The organism is Faunimonas sp. B44 (assembly GCF_052655945.1).
This window is the reverse complement of sequence record NZ_JBQYEX010000001.1, coordinates 452,441-467,213: the sequence shown is the minus strand read 5'-3', so window position 1 is coordinate 467,213 and position 14,773 is coordinate 452,441. Positions and strand designations below refer to the sequence as shown.

Sequence of the window (14,773 nt, the reverse complement as noted above, 5' to 3'; positions counted from 1 at the left end):
CTGGGGTCAATCCATGAAACGGCCACCGGACAGGTTGAGGCATTCGCCGGTGACGAAGCCGGCAAGCGGCGAGGCGAGATAGAGCACCGCCTGCGCCGCTTCCTCGCTTCTGCCGAACCGTCCGACCGGGATCTGGTCGCGCAGGCGATCCTGCTTGTCTTGCGGCATGGTCGCAGTCTGCGGCTCGAACAGGGCCGTGGCAATGCCGTTGACGGTGACGCCGTCCGCCGCCGTCTCGGCGGCAAGGACGCGCATGAAGGTGAGAAGGCCGCCCTTCGCCGCCGCGTAGGGCGCCACCATGTGGTGGACGCCCGCCTTGCCGGACATCGACAGGAAGGCAATGATCCGGCCGTACCCGTTGGCGCTCATGAATTTCGCCGCCGCCTGCATCTGGAGGGCGGCGACGGTGAGCTCACTCTCGACCACCGACCGGAGTTCCTCCGGCGTCATCTCGAGCACCGGCTTGTTCTTCACGGGCGGCGGGCAGAGGACCAGGATCTCGAGGCCGCCGGCCGCCGCGATAGCCGCCTCGACCGTCGCGACGGGGTCGAGTTCGACGACGCCGATCGCATCCGCCGAGCCGGCGCCGTCGACGGCGAGCCTGGCGCCGGCCTGCGCCAGGGCGGCGACGACCGCCGGGCCGACGCCATGGTCGGCGCCGATGATAAGGGCGCGGTGTCCCTGCAGACCGGCGGTCGCCGTCCCTGCGTCCGGCGTGGAGATCGAGTTCATGGAGCAGCCCACGTTTTCTGCAGCTTGATGAGCGAGACGCCGATGTCGGCGAGAAGGTCGGCGTCGATCGGGGTCCGCTCCTGAACCATCTGTCTGAGCGGGCGGATGTCGCGCGCATTGTTCATGGTGTTGCCGCCGACGACTCGGCCGTCGGCGAGATAGATCGCGGTGAACTTGTCGTCGCCCGGCGCCCCGCGCCAGACGATGCGATCCCAGCACTCGGGCAGGCCGACCATCTGGAAGTTGAACTCGTACTGGTCGGTCCAGAACCAGGGCACCTCGTCATAAGGCTCGGGCGCCCCGGCGATGTGTCGGCCCACGGCGATCGCCTGGTTCTGCGCGTTCTGCCAGCTCTCCAGCCGGATGCGCCGTCCGAGCGCCAGGCTCATCTGGGCGGTGACGTCGCCGGCGGCATAGATGGCCGGATCGCTGGTCCGCCCAGCCTCGTCGACGACGATGCCGTCGGCGTAGTCGAGGCCGGCCGCGCGCGCCAGGCCGTCGTTCGCCACGCCGCCGATGCCGCAGAGCACCATGTCCGCCCGCACCGTGCGGCCGTCGGCGAGTTCGACGACCGGGGCGCCGCCGTCGTCGCCGATCGCGGCGACCGCCGCGCCGAACAGAAAGGTAACGCCGCGGCTGCGATGCCGCAGCACGATCGCCTCGGCGACCTCGGCCGCCATGACGCGGTTGAGCGCGTGCGGCGCGGCCTCGACCACCGTGACGCGGCAGCCGGAGGCGATCGCGGCGGCGGCGACTTCGAGCCCGACGAACCCGGCGCCGATGGCGACGACGTGGCGGCCGGGCGCGAGATCGTCGCGAATCGCGGCGAGATCGGCGAGAGTCCTGAGATAGCGGAGCTTCGGATGGCCGGCGCCTGGCACCGGCAGCGTGCGCGGCCGCAGGCCGGTGGTGATCGCCAGGGTGTCGTAGGCGATTGTCGTGCCGTCGGAGAGTTCGACCCGCTTGCCGGCCCGGTCGATGCGCAGCGCCTCGACCCCGAGGATCAGCCCGATGCGGTTGTCGTCGTAGAACGAGTGCGGCTTGATGTAGGCGCTCGCCGCATCGGCCTTGCCGAGCAGGATGCCCTTCGACAGTGGCGGCCGCTCGTAGGGCGGGTGGTCTTCGGCGCCGACCAGCGTCACCGGCCGGTCCGGCTGAAGCTGACGGATCGTCGCGGCGAGCCATCCGCCGGCTTGGCCGGCGCCCACGATGACCACCCGATCGTTCACGTCTGACAACACGGGTTCCTTTCCGTCCTGGTCAAGACGGGCGAGGCCGCCGTCAGACGGCCACGAAGGGCTGTCCGATCTTCATCTCGGTCGCCTCCAAAGCCGTCTGCTTGAAGGCGCCGTCCTCTGGAAGGATGAACGATGCGGAGCGGACCTGGTGCGTCTCGGGCGCGATGCCGGGAGGCTCCGTCCCCTTCTCCAGCGCGCGCGCCGCCTTGCGGAGCCGCATGCGCGCCATGATGATCGCGTTGTCGGTGGAGACGAGGTTCTCCTTTGAGCGATCGGCGATCGGGCCCATGCTCTCCTGCAGCGAGGCGTCCTGAATGGCGATGCCCTTGATGCCGGAATAGTAGATCTTCTGGCGCTGCGCCTCGCGGTCCATCAGGTAATTATTGTCCATGTTGGCGACAGGACGGAAGCGGCCGTCCGGGATCAGCAAGGCGTGCACGCCGTGCCCGGCGTCCATCGCCTCGGCCTCCTCGTCGGTCAGCGGACGCGTCGGGTGGAACGTCATCGTCCAGGCCATGCAGTTCTCGTCGTCCATCGGGACCCAGGCATGGCCGTTCAGCGCGTTGCCCTTGTAGGGCGGGATCAGCGTGTACCAGGGCATCATCCATTGGGTGACGCGCCAGTAGTGGAAGCCCGGCTCGGCCTTCCGGCGCGCGCCGATCATCAGCCCGCCCGACGATTCGTGGATGTCGAAGGTGGTGTTGGTGGAACGGGCGTATTTCGCGCCGTCCGTGCCCTTGTGCAGCGGATCGCGGTCGATGTCGCCGGAATGCAGGAACGATACGTGGCTCGAATCGATGCCGCCTTCCATCGCCTGCAGGTAGTTGCTCTGCTGCCAGCGCTTCGACAGGTAGCGCTGGTTGTCGGGGACTTGCGTCCATTCGTATTCCGGCAGCGGCGGCATGTGCTCCTTCGGGCCCATGTAGGTCCAGATGACGCCGCCGAGCTCGATGCAGGGATAGGACTTCAGCCGAATCTTTTCGCAGAAGCCGCTCGACTTGGGCTCGGAGGGCACCTCGATGCACTGGCCCGACGTGTCGTACTTCCAGCCGTGATACGGACAGCGCAGGCCGCCTTCCTCGTTGCGGCCGAACCACAGCGAAACCCCGCGGTGGGCGCAGAACTCGTCCATCAGCCCGATCTTGCCGGCGCTGTCGCGGAACGCGATGAGACGTTCGGAAAGCAGCGAGACGCGCACCGGGTCGCAGTCCGGCCCGGGCAGCTCGGACACCATCAGGGCCGGGATCCAGTAGCGCCGAAAGGTCTCCCCCATCGGCGTGCCGGGCCCGGTGCGGGTCAGGAGTTCGTTGTCCTTTTCCGAGATCATGTCTGCCACCTTCGTTCGAGATTCGCCGTGAACGACCAGGCCTCTGGCGCTTGGGATGGCGTCAAAGTTGACTCAGCGTTCATTTGCTGTCCAATATCAACTATGCATACTGTTATTTAAAAGATCGGATTATTGTGGATCTGCGCCAGTTCCGATACTTCGTCGCCGTCGCCGAGGAGCTGCATTTCACCCGTGCCGCCGAACGGCTGAACATCGGCCAGCCGCCGCTCAGCCTGCAGATCCAGGCGATCGAGCGCGAGCTCGGCGTCATCCTGCTGAAACGGACGCGCCGGAACGTCGAACTGACGCCGGTCGGCGAGCTATTTCTCAAGGAGGCGCGACTGGCGCTGCTGCAGGCGGAGCGGGCCGTTCAGACCGTGACACGCGCGGCGAAAGGCGAAATGGGAACCCTGCGGCTGAGCTTCATCACCTCGGTGCCGCTGGTCAAGATCTTCACCAGCGCCGTCCGCGCCTTCCGATCCGCCCTGCCGGACGTGCACCTGGAGCTGAAGTGCCGCTCCTCGGTGAAGATCATCGACGACGTGCTGCTGGGCAAGGTGGACGTCGGCTTCACGCGGCCCTCGACGGCGACGCTGCTGCCGACGAGCATCACGGCGATTCCGGTCTACAGCGACCGCCTCATGGCGGTGCTGCCGGTCGACCATCCGCTCAACGCCAAGTCCGGACCGCTGCGGATGGAGGAGCTGCGGGAGGAGAACTTCGTGCTCAGGCCCCGCGGCAGCGGCACCGGCTTCTACGAGCAGGTGTTCGACCTCTGCGCCGAGGCGGGCTACTCGCCGCGGGTCGTCCAGATCGCCATCGAGGCGACGACGACGCTCGGCCTCGTCGCGGCGGGCGTGGGCGTGACCGTGGCGCCGGAAGCGCTCCAGGCGATCAATGTCCACGACGTGGTGTGGCGGGAGCTCGACGCCGACAACCTGGAGAGCCGGATCTATCTCATCTACAACAAGAACAACGGCAACCCGATCCTCGAGCGCTTCACCTGCGGGTTCACGCCGATCGAGGCCGGATAGGCGGGACGCGCGGCGGACGAACGCACTCGGCCGCGGCGCTCAGGCGCCGTTCGGCCTTGCGACGTCGATGAAGATCGCTCCGTCCTCGATCACCGCGGTCCAGGTGCGGATCGGTATCTCGCAGGGCGGCTGCGTCGGCAGGCCGGTGCGGAGGTCGAACCGGCCCTGATGGAACGGGCATTCCACCTGGCAGTCCACGACATAGCCCTCCGACAGCGAGCCGGGACCGTGCGAGCACAGATCGTCGGTGACGTAGATGGCTTCGCCGACCTTGAAGACGGCAAAAGCCGCACCGCCGATTTCGGCACGGTACGGCTCGTCCTCGTCCACAGCGTCCAGGCTGCAAAGTCGCGTCAGGGCATCCATGTTCATTGCCAGGCTCGATCGCGCCATGGTCATCGTCTGTGAACTCCTAACTCTCGATCGACCGGCCGGGCCGTCCGCGGCGGGGGCGGCCCGGCCGAACTCAGGCCGCGGCCTCCACCTGCTTCGAAGCCCAGTCGAAGGCAAGCAGCCGGGTGAAGTCCCGGACGTGCTTGCAGGTCTCGAAGGAGACGAGCGCCGAGATGATCCGGTCGGTCGTCTCCTTGCCGGCGAACGGCAGCGCGTTCTGCGTGATCTTCTGCGCGATGTCGGCGTCGGAGAAGGGCGCCTTCGGGTGCCCCGGGAACGGCTTGGCATCGCCCCGCACAACCGTGCCGTCGTCCAGCTCGATCTCGACGCGCGACAGATAGCCGGCTTCGGCGCGCGCCAGCTTGCCGCCGGCGAGCGTGCCGAGTTCCGGCGCGGGCCTCACCTTCACCTTGTGGGCGACGAAGGCCCGCCGGGCCGGCTCCATGACCGTCTCCAGATCGAAGCTGTCAATGCCGATATAGCCGTCGAGCACCGCGGCACCGACGATGTAGGGCATCGAGTGATCGGCCGTCTCGCGGCTGATCGGATGGTAGGGATCCTGGCGCATCTCGATGAAGTGCTGGTAGGCGCCCTCCTCGGAGAACACGCGGACCTCCTTGATCTTCGACAGATCGGAGACCTGGCTGCGCGCCTCGAGCGCGGCGCGGATGGCGCTCTGCGCCATCGAGCCCACCGGCCAGAGCTTCATGTAGGTCTCGCCGACGCGGGACAGCCTGATGGTCTTGTCCAGCCGCTTCTTGAGGACAGGAAGCGGGTCGTGCTCGTTCTTCAGCTTGGCGATCAGGCCGTTGGCACCGGTGAACGGCCGGACCACCGCCTCGACGCCGGCCTGGGCCAGGAAGCAGGCCTGCAGGGCGTTCCGCACCGCGTCCGACCCGTTGAAGCGCTTCCAGAGCGTGAGGTCGCCGCGCTTGTTGAGCTCGCAGCTCTCCACCTCGTCGGAGGCGAAGTGGGGAATCACGGTGATCCCGAAGGCCTCCTTGGCCTGGACCACGTCGAGCTTCAGGAGCCGCGCGAAGGCGGCGCAGGCGCCGATCGCCGTCAGGTTGGTGTAGTCCCAGCCGCCAGGCGCGGTGGAGAACGCGTCGAAGACGGCACCGACCACCTCGTAGCCGACGGCGAGGGCAACCAGCAGGTCCTCTCCGCTCGCATCGATCCACTCGGCGGCGGCGATCAGGCCCGCAGCCATGTCGCTGGGATGCCCGGAATTGCGCTCGCCGACATAGAAGTCGTTGTAGTCGTAGCAGCGCAGCAGCGAGCCGTTGACGAACGTCGCCAAGTCCGGGTTGGCCCGCATCGAGGTGCCCCAGATCGTCGCGCCGTTCGGCGTGGTGAACTGCGCGGCGAAGCTACGCGCGATGTGCGACGCGTGGTGGTCGAGCGCGCCGAGCGCCACGGCGACGGAATCGCTGAGCGCGCGCTTGGCGGCATGGCGGGTTTCCGCGTCGAGTTCACCCGAAACGTTGACGGTAAAATCCGCGAGAAGCTCGGCCACCTCGTCACGATAACTGGGAATGTCAGCCGCCGGCATCCTGAAGACCTCATGTTTTCGAAGTTGTGGGCGATGGATCGCTGGACGCGTCACCGCCCGAACGTCTCTTGAAAGCGGTTTCCCGCTCCCGTTGTCGGTGAGGTATCGGAGGATACTGCGAGTGTCCAATATGAAAGGCTCCGCCTTTTATTTGGTCATTCAAATGAGCGACTCGATCGGTCGCCGCCACCGCCTTATCCTGATGCGCAAATAAGACGGGACCTCATTGATATTGGACGCCTACAGGACGCGACTTTAGCCTGGCGAACCGTCCCGCATCTCCGAACGCCCGGGAGGCCTCCATTCGTCCCGCAATCCTGATTACCAAGCCGCTCGATGCCGATTGCGTATCGGCGCTCGAGGCGCGTTTCGAGGTCCACAGCCTTGTCGGCGACGCCGAGCCGGAAGCGGTCCTGGCCGCCCATGGCGGCGAAGTCCGCGGGATCGCCGGCGGCAAGGTAGCGGGCGCGCTGATGCGGCGGCTGCCCAGGCTGGAGATCATCGCGAACTCCGGCGTCGGCGTCGATACCAACGATCTGGAGACGGCCAAGGAGCTCGGGATCGTCATCACCAACACGCCGGACGTGCTGAACGACGCTGTGGCGGAATTGACGGTGGCGCTGATGCTCGGGCTCGCCCGGGCCCTGCCGCGCGCCGACCGCTTCGTGCGGGACGGCGCCTGGGAACGCGGCGACTTCCCCCTCGGCAGCGAGCTTCGCGGCAAGACCGTCGGCATCGTCGGCCTCGGCCGCATCGGCAAGGAGATCGCCGCACGGCTCGCCGCCATGAAGATGGACGTGCGATATTTCGGGCGGCACGAACAGACCGGCCAACCCTACCGCTATCACGGCAACCTTGTGGCGATGGCGGCGGACAGCGATTGGCTGGTGGTCATCGCGCCGGCGAACGCGTCGACGGACGGCCTCGTCGGGCGCGAGGCCATGCAGGCGCTCGGGCCCGAGGGCCGGCTGGTCAACGTGGCACGCGGCTCGCTGGTCGACCAGCCGGCGATGATCGAGCTGCTGCGCTCGGGCGAACTCGGCGGGGCGGCGCTCGACGTCGTCGACGGCGAACCGAGGGTGCCGGAGGTGCTGCTGTCCCTGCCGAACGTCGTCGTCTCGCCCCACATGGGCAGCCGCACGCTCGAAGCGCGCCGGGACATGGGACGGCTCGTCGTGGCAAACCTCGTCGCCCATTTCGACGGCCGACGCCCCCCCAACAGGGTGCACTGATGAGCGGACGGGCCGGGCCGTTCCTCGGTGCGATCGCCGACGACCTGACGGGGGCCACCGACCTGGCGCTGACGCTGTCGAACGGCGGCATGCGGGTGCGCCAGATCGTCGGGATCCCGCGCGATCCGGACAGCATGGCGGACGCCGAGGCCGTGGTGCTGTCGCTGAAGTCGCGCACGATCCCGGCCGGCGCAGCGGTGGCCCAATCCGTGCAGGCGCTCGACGCGCTGCTCGCGGCGGGGACACGGCAGATCTTCTTCAAGTACTGCTCGACCTTCGATTCGACCGACGACGGCAACATCGGGCCGGTGATCGAGGCGCTGCTCGATCGGCTCGGCGAGAGCCGCACATTCGCCTGCCCGGCGTTCCCGGCCAACGGCCGCACCGTCTACCAGGGGCACCTCTTCGTCGGCGACCGGCTGCTGTCCGATTCGAGCATGAAGGACCACCCGCTGACGCCGATGCGCGACGCCAACCTCGTGCGCGTCCTCGGCCGCCAGACGCGGCTTCCGGTCTCGCTCGTCGACCTCGCCACGGTGCGCTCCGGCCCCGACGCGCTGCGCGGCGCGCTTGAAACGGCCACGGGCGTCGCGATCGTCGACGCCATCGACGACGACGACCTGCGCGCCATCGGCGCGGCCGCCCGCGATTTCCGTCTCGTCACCGGCGGCTCCGGGGTCGCACTCGGCCTGCCCGGCAACTTTCATCTCCGCCACGCGAAGATCGTGTCGGGCGCCCTGCCGCGCGGCGGCCGGGCGATCGTGCTGGCCGGCTCTTGCTCGGCGGCGACCCGCCGGCAGATCGCGGTCGCCACCGCCGCCGGCACGTCCGGCTACAAGCTCGATCCGCGCGCCATCGCGCGCGGTGCCCAGACCCCCGCCGACGCGCTGGCCTTCGTTCTCGCCGCGCCACACGGCGATATCCCGATCGTCTATGCCAGCGCGGCCCCCGAAGAGGTCGCGGCGAGCCAGGCGGCCCTCGGGCGCGAGAGGGCCGGCGGCCTCGTCGAGAGCTTCATGGGCGAGCTCGCCGCGCGGGCCGCCGAGGCCGGCGTCCGCCGGCTTCTCGTCGCCGGCGGGGAAACCTCCGGCGCGGTGATCGAGAGCCTCGGCCTGGACACGCTCGATGTCGTCGCGGAAATCGACCCCGGCGTCCCCTGGATGGCAGCGCGATACCGCGGCGCCCCCCTGGCGATCGCCCTGAAGTCCGGCAATTTCGGCGCCGACGACATCTTCCTGAAGGCATGGGACAGGCTCGCATGACCGCTACGATCTCGGTGGAAACGCGCATTCGCGACACAATCGTCGCGACCGGCCGGTCGATCTTCGACCGCGGCCTCACCGGCGGCTCCACGGGCAACATCAGCGTTCGGCTCGACGACGGCCGGACGCTGATGACGCCGACCAACGCCAGCCTCGGCGCTCTCGATCCCGAACGGCTGTCGCTGGTCGACGCCGAGGGGACTCTCGTCTCCGGCGACACACCGACCAAGGAAGCGTTTCTGCACCACAGCATGTACCGCGCGCGGCCCGGCGACCGCGCGGTCGTGCACCTCCATTCCAGCCATTCCGTCGCGGTCAGCATCGTCGAAGGGCTCGATCCCGAGGACGTGCTGCCGCCGCTCACGGCCTACTACGTGATGCGGGTCGGCCACCTGCCGCTCATCCCCTATTTCGCGCCGGGCGACCGTGCGCTGGCCGCCGCCGTCGGCGAGCGGGCCACGCGCCACCATGCGCTCCTCCTCGCCAATCACGGCCCGGTGGTTTCGGGGACCAGCCTCGCCGACGCGCAATACGCGGTGGAGGAGCTGGAGGAGACCGCCAAGCTCTACCTGATGCTCGGCGACCGTCCGATCCGCCCGCTGACGCCGGCGCAATGCGAAGAGCTGCGGGAGAGACTCGGGCGATGACGATGGGGCCGCCCGCCCCGTCCGAAACGGCGCCGCGCACCCTGTCCTATGGCTGGGTGATCGTCGCCGTTAGCTTTCTCTCCATGGCCCTGGTGCTCGGTTCGCGGTTCTCCCTCGGCCTCTTCCTGCCCTACATGCCCGAAGCCCTCGGCACGACGGCCGCCGCGGTGTCCGGCGCGATCGCCGTTTCGATGCTCGCCGCCGCGGCCATGCAGCCCTTAGCGGGGATCTTGCTGGACCGGCTGGGCGGCAAGACCGTGCTGGCGATCGGGCTCGCATTCTCCGGCCTGGCGCTCTGCGGCACGGCCTTCGCGACCGAACTGTGGCAACTGACCCTGCTGATGGGACTCGTCAGCTCGGTCGGCTATGCGGCGGTGAGCCCGGTGTCGGTGGCCTCGATCGTCTCGCGCTGGTTCGACCGCAACCGCGGCGTGGCGCTCGGCGTCGCCACCTCCGGCACCAAGGTCTCGATGATCGTCCTGCCGCCGTCCATCGCGGCGCTGATCGTCGCGTTCGACTGGCGGATCGGCATGCTGACCGTGGGCGTGCTGGTCATGGCGCTCATTCCGGCCGTCCTGATCTTCGTTAGACCGGCGCCGAGCCCCGGGATCGGCGCGCAGCCGACCGTCGTCGAAGAAGCGGCCATCGCCGACGACGATCGCACCGGCTCGCCCGCCGTGCCGAGCGCCGACGTCACGCTCGCGGCGGCGCTGCGCGCCCCGGCCTTCTGGCTGATCGCGATCAGCCTCTTCGCCAACGGCCTGATCATGAACCTCGTCTTCGTCCATTTGCCGGGCTTCGTGTTGAGCGAAGGCTACGACGCCGCGCTGGCGGCGACGGGGCTGACGCTCGTCGGCGGCATCGGGATTCTCGGCAACGTCGTGACGGGGGCGATCTCGGACCGGCTCGGCCGCAACTCAGTGCTGCTCGTCATGTTCGGCGCGCGGGCGGCATCGATGCTCCTGGTGGTGCTCGTCCCGGGGCCGACGGTCTTTCTGCTGTTCATCACGGTGTTCGGGCTGCTTGGCTATGGCGCCATCGGCGTGGTCGGCGCGCTCGCCGCCGGGCTGTTCGGGCGGCGCGCGATCGGCGCGATTCTGGGCAGCGCCTATGTGTTCAACCAATTGGGGGCGGCGGCGGGGGTCTTCATCGGAGGCGTCTCGCTCGAATGGACCGGCAGCTTCCATCCCGCGCTGTGGGTCGCGATCGCGACCACCGCCGTGGCGGTCCTTTGCGTCGGCTTCATCCGCGACGGCGAGCCCGTCGCCGCGGCTCGCTGATCCCGGCCCGCAGCCGACGAAGGGCGCGCCGTTGTCCACGAAGTGATCTGCGATCAGTCATAGCAGCTTTGGCGGGCTCCAGATGCTCGCGACGGCGACCGCGTGGCATCGGGATCAGTTATTGTCGGCTGCTCGCGATCAGGAGATCGCACGCGGCTTCTCTCAGAACCCGCCGTGTGACGCTGCCGAGAAGCGCTTGGAGCACAACGCCGCGGCCATGTGGTCCGAAGGCCAGCAAATCGACCCCTGCGCCTTGCGAAAGACGGGCCAGGGCGGGACCGGCCTCGCCCTTGAGCAAACGCGTGGCGGCTTTGTCGCCGCCCCCTGCGTCACGCGCGAATGCGCAGAGCCTGTCGCGCGCTTTGGCAACTCTCGCCGCACGGTATTTTTCGATCTCGGCCTGTGGCGTCCCGGCGCGTAGCAGAGCCTGCTCGAACGGGAGCGGGAAGCGCCTGCTGTCTGAGTTGGTCCTGCAGATCGGTTTCGCTGCGACCCGATACATCGACACCATGGGAAAATGGCTCCGGATCGACGACGTGGAGCAGCACAAGGCAAGCCCCATGCGCTGAAGCCAACTGAACCGCTCGCGCGAGCACTGCATCGTTTCCTGCTTCCAGATCGAGAGCAGCTAGTATCGACTTCATCTTCTTTGCGCTCCCAATCGCCGATGCCGCTTCATCCGCCGAACGCTGATCGTCCGGGCGCGATAGCGCGTACCGGGCATTCCCCAAGGCGAACAAGATGGCTCGCAATCGGGCGTGCCGCCTGCAGCGTCGCCCGTGAAGGGCCGGACGAGGGGCGCCTGTAGACTGCCGTACAGGTGAGATTGTGGGCGCTGCCGCTGCCTGGCGGGAGGCCCGTCTAACCCGGCTCCTCTGGCGTCGAAGACAGGACGGCCTCTATCGGCCGACGCGGCGAGAACGGCAGGCTCGGTCCGTAGCCGAAGCGCATCACGATGTCAGGCCTGCGTCCGGGCATCCCGATGAGGCTCGCGAGCTGTGGCCGGACGGCAGCGACTTCGACAGGCTGATTGATGAAGGCGTGCTTGAGGCCGATCGCCGTCGCCTGCAGGGCGAAGCGCTGGCACGCGCGTCCGGCGCGCACCCAGTGATCCTTGTCGTCGCGCTCCGACACGAAGATCGCGACCCCTGCGGCCGACCGCAACTGCCGAGCGTATTTGTCGTTCTCTGAGCCGGCACGGAAGACCAGATCGAACATGGGGCCGCCGAGCCAGGTCGGTGCGGTCGGATTGCCGCTCGCCGCGCTGAAGAGGCCGTCGCCGGTCTCGAGCGCCTGGCGGGGATTGAAGCGCAGCCAGTGCTTCAGTTCGCGCAGGAAGTCGGGGTCGGCCATTTGCGCGCTGTTGCCGGCGACGACCAGGTCGAGCACGCGCTCGATCTGCCGTCGATCGGTCACCAGGATCAAGTCGACACCCGGGACGCGAGCGGCTGCGGCGAGGGCCTCCAGGTCGGCGGCGGAGACCGGCCGCCCGTCATATTCGGTGCGCGTCGACTGGCGCTTCGGGATCGCGTCGAAGAGGATCGAGCGTTCCGGCAGCGCGCCGCCGAACTCGAAAACGACCGAGCCCGCCTTGTCGGGATCGAACCGCTGTTCGCCCCTGCGGCCGCGCGCGGCGGCGGCGAGTGCGAGGTTCTCGACGGCGCAACCGAGGCTGGCGAAGAGATGGTGATCATCGGGATCCACGACGGGCGTGCGCCGTGAAAGATCCGGAAGGATGGCAATGCGGGTATCGACAAGACGAAAGCGCCACGGCTGGGTGTTGTGGCCGTTCGCAGCCAATGTGGCGTAGCGAACGAGGTCCACGAGTTCCGGACGTTCGGAGAGCGTCGCCCGCATCGCCGCGACCGCAGCGGCGTAGTCGGCCATTGAGCCCGCGCGCGAGAAACTGAACGCCGCGGCACCAGCGGCGCCAGCGGCCAATACACCTGCACCCATCAGCACATGCCGCCTATTCATCGATCGACACCATAAGAAACGGGTTGCGTTCGACGCGTCGCCACGCCTTGCCTCACGCCACGACTTCATACCGACACAATACGTGATCCTCGCGACACATGGCCTGGATGGCGGCACGGGCGGTCATCAGACCGGTCGGCGGGCCGCTACCGGGATGCACCCCCGGCTCCGGGTGGGAAGCGGAAGGCGGCTCTCGGGAAACAGGCTGTCACAGCCAGCGTGCGCGACGTCCCGATCGGACGCTCAGCCCCTGAGCGCCTGCATTGCTGCCATCGCGCCCGAAGCCATCGCCCCCGTGACCCCGCCAAATCCGGCCCAGGCCGAAGCAAGCCACAGCCCCTCGACCGGGGTCTTGGTCCCAGTGCGGTTGCGCGGGCCGGGGCGTAGCAGCGCCGGCACCTCGGGCGCGAAGCCATAGACCGCGCCGCCGGGTGTGCCCAGGTAGTCGGCCATTGTCCTTGCCGTCGCCATGTCGCGCACCTGCACCGCGGCGGCAAGGCCGGGCCATTCGGCATCCAGCCGTGCGATGATCGCGTCCAGCCACGCCGCCTTGCGCCCGGCATAGGCGGCGCCATCCAGGTCGTCCCAATTGTCCAGCCGGTCCACCCCGGTCACGCTGACCGGCGCGGGGCCGTCCCCCAGCCCGCTGTCGATCCGCCCGTAATCCACCACGATCAGCGGCGGCATCCTGTGGCCCGGGGCCGCGCCCAGCAGCGCCGCCGCCCCGCGATAATCGGCGAGCGCCTTCATCCAGTCGGGGAACAGCGCGGTGGAATAGGCCCCGACGCCCAGGTCGGCAGCCGGGCGATCCAACCCCAGCGACAGCTCGAACAGCGAAATCGACAGCGGTCGCCCCTCGTATGGGGCGACAAAGGCCGGGCGCAGCGCCTCGGGCAGCATGCCCGCCACCGCCTGCGGGGCGGCATTCGCAAAAACCAGCGGCACAGCCACTTCGGCAATGCTGCCCGCCGCGTCGACATAGACAAGGCCACGCACCGCGCCCCTTGCATCGGTCAGGATATCATGCACCCGGTGACCCGTCGCCACGGTGCCGCCGTGCTCCCCGATCACCGAGACCAGCGCCTGCACGAGCGCACCGGACCCGCCCTTGACGTAATAGCCGCCCTGCGACAGGAACCCGCCCTGCGCGATCGCGTAGCCCAGCCACCAGAAGCGGTCGGGATCGTCGGTGTAGTAGGGCAGGTTCGGCGCCAGCGCGAGCTTCAGCGCCTCGTTGTCGCGGAAATATCGCCCCAGAACCGTGCTCAGCGTCGATCCCATGTCACGCGTCAGCGCCCAGAGGTCGAGCGGCAGATCGGCGACATGCGCCCGCCACCACGCCCCGTCATGCGACGTCAGAAACACGCTGATCGCCTCCTGACTGCGCGCGACCTGGCGCAGGAAACGCGCGATGGCGTCCGCGTCGGCGGGAAACCGGGCGCCCAGCGCCTCTTGCAGCGGTGCAAGCCCATGGGGGAGACGCAGGGGCGCGTCCAGTAGCGGCGAGCGCACCTCGCAGAACTCGGGCACCGGCACAAGCTCGATCCTGTCGCCGAGGTCGAGCGCGTCGAAGATCCGCGCCTTGGGGTCGGCGCCGCGAAACGGGTGCGTGGTTTCGTGCAGCGAGATCTCGAACCGCCGTCCGTCGCGGTCGAAGGTGCCCGCCGCACCGCCGGGATGGGCGTTCTTCTCCAGCACCACGACCCGCCGCCCTGCGGTCGCCGCCATCGCCGCCGCAGTCAGCCCGCCCAGGCCGCCACCAATCACCGCCACGTCAAAGGCTCTATCGATGACCGACCTCCCCTTTCGCCGACACACCCAATTCCGTTCCGTTCAACGTCAGGATGCGCTGCGATTGTTACAGGCACAAGCGCGTAGGGTCTTCACGGCGTCCCTCGGTCGCCTGAGCGGTCGATCTGATGCAGTAGGCGAGCGGTGCCTCGAGGTTTCGCGGAGAATGCTGCGCTTCAAAGAGTACCAGTGGCGCAATGTGGACGGCGTTCCCGAGATTACATGTGGAAAGCACCCGCATACCGGTTCCCAATTTCATCCTCTCCGGCGCACCCTTCTCCCGAAGATCCGATCCGGCGAGACTGCGA

General features: G+C 68.4%; 14 protein-coding genes. 5 read left to right on the top strand and 9 right to left on the bottom strand.

Annotated elements, in window-relative coordinates; translation table 11 throughout:
* Positions 1-6: 6 nt before the first annotated feature.
* From ACUN0C_RS02200 to ACUN0C_RS02190, 3 genes are read right to left on the bottom strand one after another with little or no spacing between them, the layout of a single operon-like run.
* Positions 7-732, bottom strand: a complete 726-nt coding sequence (locus ACUN0C_RS02200) for an SDR family NAD(P)-dependent oxidoreductase (protein ID WP_445464671.1) — start codon at positions 730-732, stop codon at positions 7-9.
* Positions 729-1,961: an NAD(P)/FAD-dependent oxidoreductase gene (locus tag ACUN0C_RS02195; protein ID WP_445464863.1), complete on the bottom strand. Its 1,233-nt coding sequence runs from the start codon at positions 1,959-1,961 to the stop codon at positions 729-731. Before ACUN0C_RS02195 ends, ACUN0C_RS02200 begins: the two co-directional genes overlap by 4 nt.
* A gap of 52 nt (positions 1,962-2,013) precedes the next feature.
* Positions 2,014-3,297: a Rieske 2Fe-2S domain-containing protein gene (locus ACUN0C_RS02190; protein WP_445464670.1), complete on the bottom strand. Its 1,284-nt coding sequence runs from the start codon at positions 3,295-3,297 to the stop codon at positions 2,014-2,016.
* A gap of 134 nt (positions 3,298-3,431) precedes the next feature.
* On the opposite strand from ACUN0C_RS02190, the gene ACUN0C_RS02185 reads away from it, so the two are divergent.
* Complete coding sequence (locus ACUN0C_RS02185) at positions 3,432-4,331, top strand: LysR substrate-binding domain-containing protein (protein ID WP_445464669.1); 900 nt, start codon at positions 3,432-3,434, stop codon at positions 4,329-4,331.
* A 39-nt stretch (positions 4,332-4,370) separates the two neighbouring features.
* Here the strand turns inward: ACUN0C_RS02185 and ACUN0C_RS02180 are convergent, their stop codons facing one another.
* Both ACUN0C_RS02180 and ACUN0C_RS02175 read right to left on the bottom strand, forming a co-directional pair.
* Entirely contained in the window at positions 4,371-4,730 is a 360-nt protein-coding gene (locus ACUN0C_RS02180) for a non-heme iron oxygenase ferredoxin subunit (protein WP_445464668.1), read from the bottom strand.
* A gap of 67 nt (positions 4,731-4,797) precedes the next feature.
* Positions 4,798-6,276 (bottom strand): MmgE/PrpD family protein, encoded by a 1,479-nt coding sequence (locus tag ACUN0C_RS02175; RefSeq protein ID WP_445464667.1) that lies wholly within the window; start codon positions 6,274-6,276, stop codon positions 4,798-4,800.
* A 260-nt stretch (positions 6,277-6,536) separates the two neighbouring features.
* On the opposite strand from ACUN0C_RS02175, the gene ACUN0C_RS02170 reads away from it, so the two are divergent.
* From ACUN0C_RS02170 to ACUN0C_RS02155, 4 genes are read left to right on the top strand one after another with little or no spacing between them, the layout of a single operon-like run.
* Positions 6,537-7,508 (top strand): 2-hydroxyacid dehydrogenase, encoded by a 972-nt coding sequence (locus ACUN0C_RS02170; protein WP_445464862.1) that lies wholly within the window; start codon positions 6,537-6,539, stop codon positions 7,506-7,508.
* Entirely contained in the window at positions 7,508-8,770 is a 1,263-nt protein-coding gene (gene otnK / locus ACUN0C_RS02165; RefSeq protein ID WP_445464666.1) for a 3-oxo-tetronate kinase, read from the top strand. The genes ACUN0C_RS02170 and otnK overlap by 1 nt, the downstream gene beginning before the upstream one ends.
* Positions 8,767-9,417, top strand: coding sequence for a 3-oxo-tetronate 4-phosphate decarboxylase (gene otnC, locus ACUN0C_RS02160; RefSeq protein ID WP_445464665.1), 651 nt, complete (start codon positions 8,767-8,769; stop codon positions 9,415-9,417). Before otnK ends, otnC begins: the two co-directional genes overlap by 4 nt.
* Positions 9,414-10,697 (top strand): MFS transporter, encoded by a 1,284-nt coding sequence (locus ACUN0C_RS02155; RefSeq protein ID WP_445464664.1) that lies wholly within the window; start codon positions 9,414-9,416, stop codon positions 10,695-10,697. Before otnC ends, ACUN0C_RS02155 begins: the two co-directional genes overlap by 4 nt.
* A gap of 118 nt (positions 10,698-10,815) precedes the next feature.
* On the opposite strand, the gene ACUN0C_RS02150 is transcribed toward ACUN0C_RS02155, so the two are convergent.
* The 4 genes from ACUN0C_RS02150 to ACUN0C_RS02135 form a co-directional block, all read right to left on the bottom strand.
* Complete coding sequence (locus tag ACUN0C_RS02150; protein WP_445464861.1) at positions 10,816-11,091, bottom strand: universal stress protein; 276 nt, start codon at positions 11,089-11,091, stop codon at positions 10,816-10,818.
* A complete protein-coding gene (locus ACUN0C_RS02145) occupies positions 11,027-11,341 on the bottom strand; it encodes a universal stress protein (protein ID WP_445464663.1) in 315 nt (104 codons plus the stop codon). The genes ACUN0C_RS02150 and ACUN0C_RS02145 overlap by 65 nt, the downstream gene beginning before the upstream one ends.
* A gap of 217 nt (positions 11,342-11,558) precedes the next feature.
* On the bottom strand, positions 11,559-12,743 hold the full coding sequence (locus ACUN0C_RS02140) for an Acg family FMN-binding oxidoreductase (protein ID WP_445464662.1): 1,185 nt from the start codon (positions 12,741-12,743) through the stop codon (positions 11,559-11,561).
* 174 nt (positions 12,744-12,917) lie between these two features.
* Positions 12,918-14,447: a phytoene desaturase family protein gene (locus ACUN0C_RS02135; RefSeq protein WP_445464661.1), complete on the bottom strand. Its 1,530-nt coding sequence runs from the start codon at positions 14,445-14,447 to the stop codon at positions 12,918-12,920.
* Positions 14,448-14,773 lie beyond the last annotated feature (326 nt).

Bases quoted from the DNA above. Each gene is read 5' to 3' on its own strand.
- ACUN0C_RS02200 (WP_445464671.1), bottom strand. From the start codon at position 732: ATGAACTCGATCTCCACGCCGGACGCAGGGACGGCGACCGCCGGTCTG.
- ACUN0C_RS02190 (WP_445464670.1), bottom strand. From the start codon at position 3,297: ATGATCTCGGAAAAGGACAACGAACTCCTGACCCGCACCGGGCCCGGC.
- ACUN0C_RS02180 (WP_445464668.1), bottom strand. From the start codon at position 4,730: ATGACCATGGCGCGATCGAGCCTGGCAATGAACATGGATGCCCTGACG.
- ACUN0C_RS02175 (WP_445464667.1), bottom strand. From the start codon at position 6,276: ATGCCGGCGGCTGACATTCCCAGTTATCGTGACGAGGTGGCCGAGCTT.
- otnK (WP_445464666.1), top strand. From the start codon at position 7,508: ATGAGCGGACGGGCCGGGCCGTTCCTCGGTGCGATCGCCGACGACCTG.
- otnC (WP_445464665.1), top strand. From the start codon at position 8,767: ATGACCGCTACGATCTCGGTGGAAACGCGCATTCGCGACACAATCGTC.
- ACUN0C_RS02155 (WP_445464664.1), top strand. From the start codon at position 9,414: ATGACGATGGGGCCGCCCGCCCCGTCCGAAACGGCGCCGCGCACCCTG.
- ACUN0C_RS02145 (WP_445464663.1), bottom strand. From the start codon at position 11,341: ATGAAGTCGATACTAGCTGCTCTCGATCTGGAAGCAGGAAACGATGCA.
- ACUN0C_RS02140 (WP_445464662.1), bottom strand. From the start codon at position 12,743: ATGAAGTCGTGGCGTGAGGCAAGGCGTGGCGACGCGTCGAACGCAACC.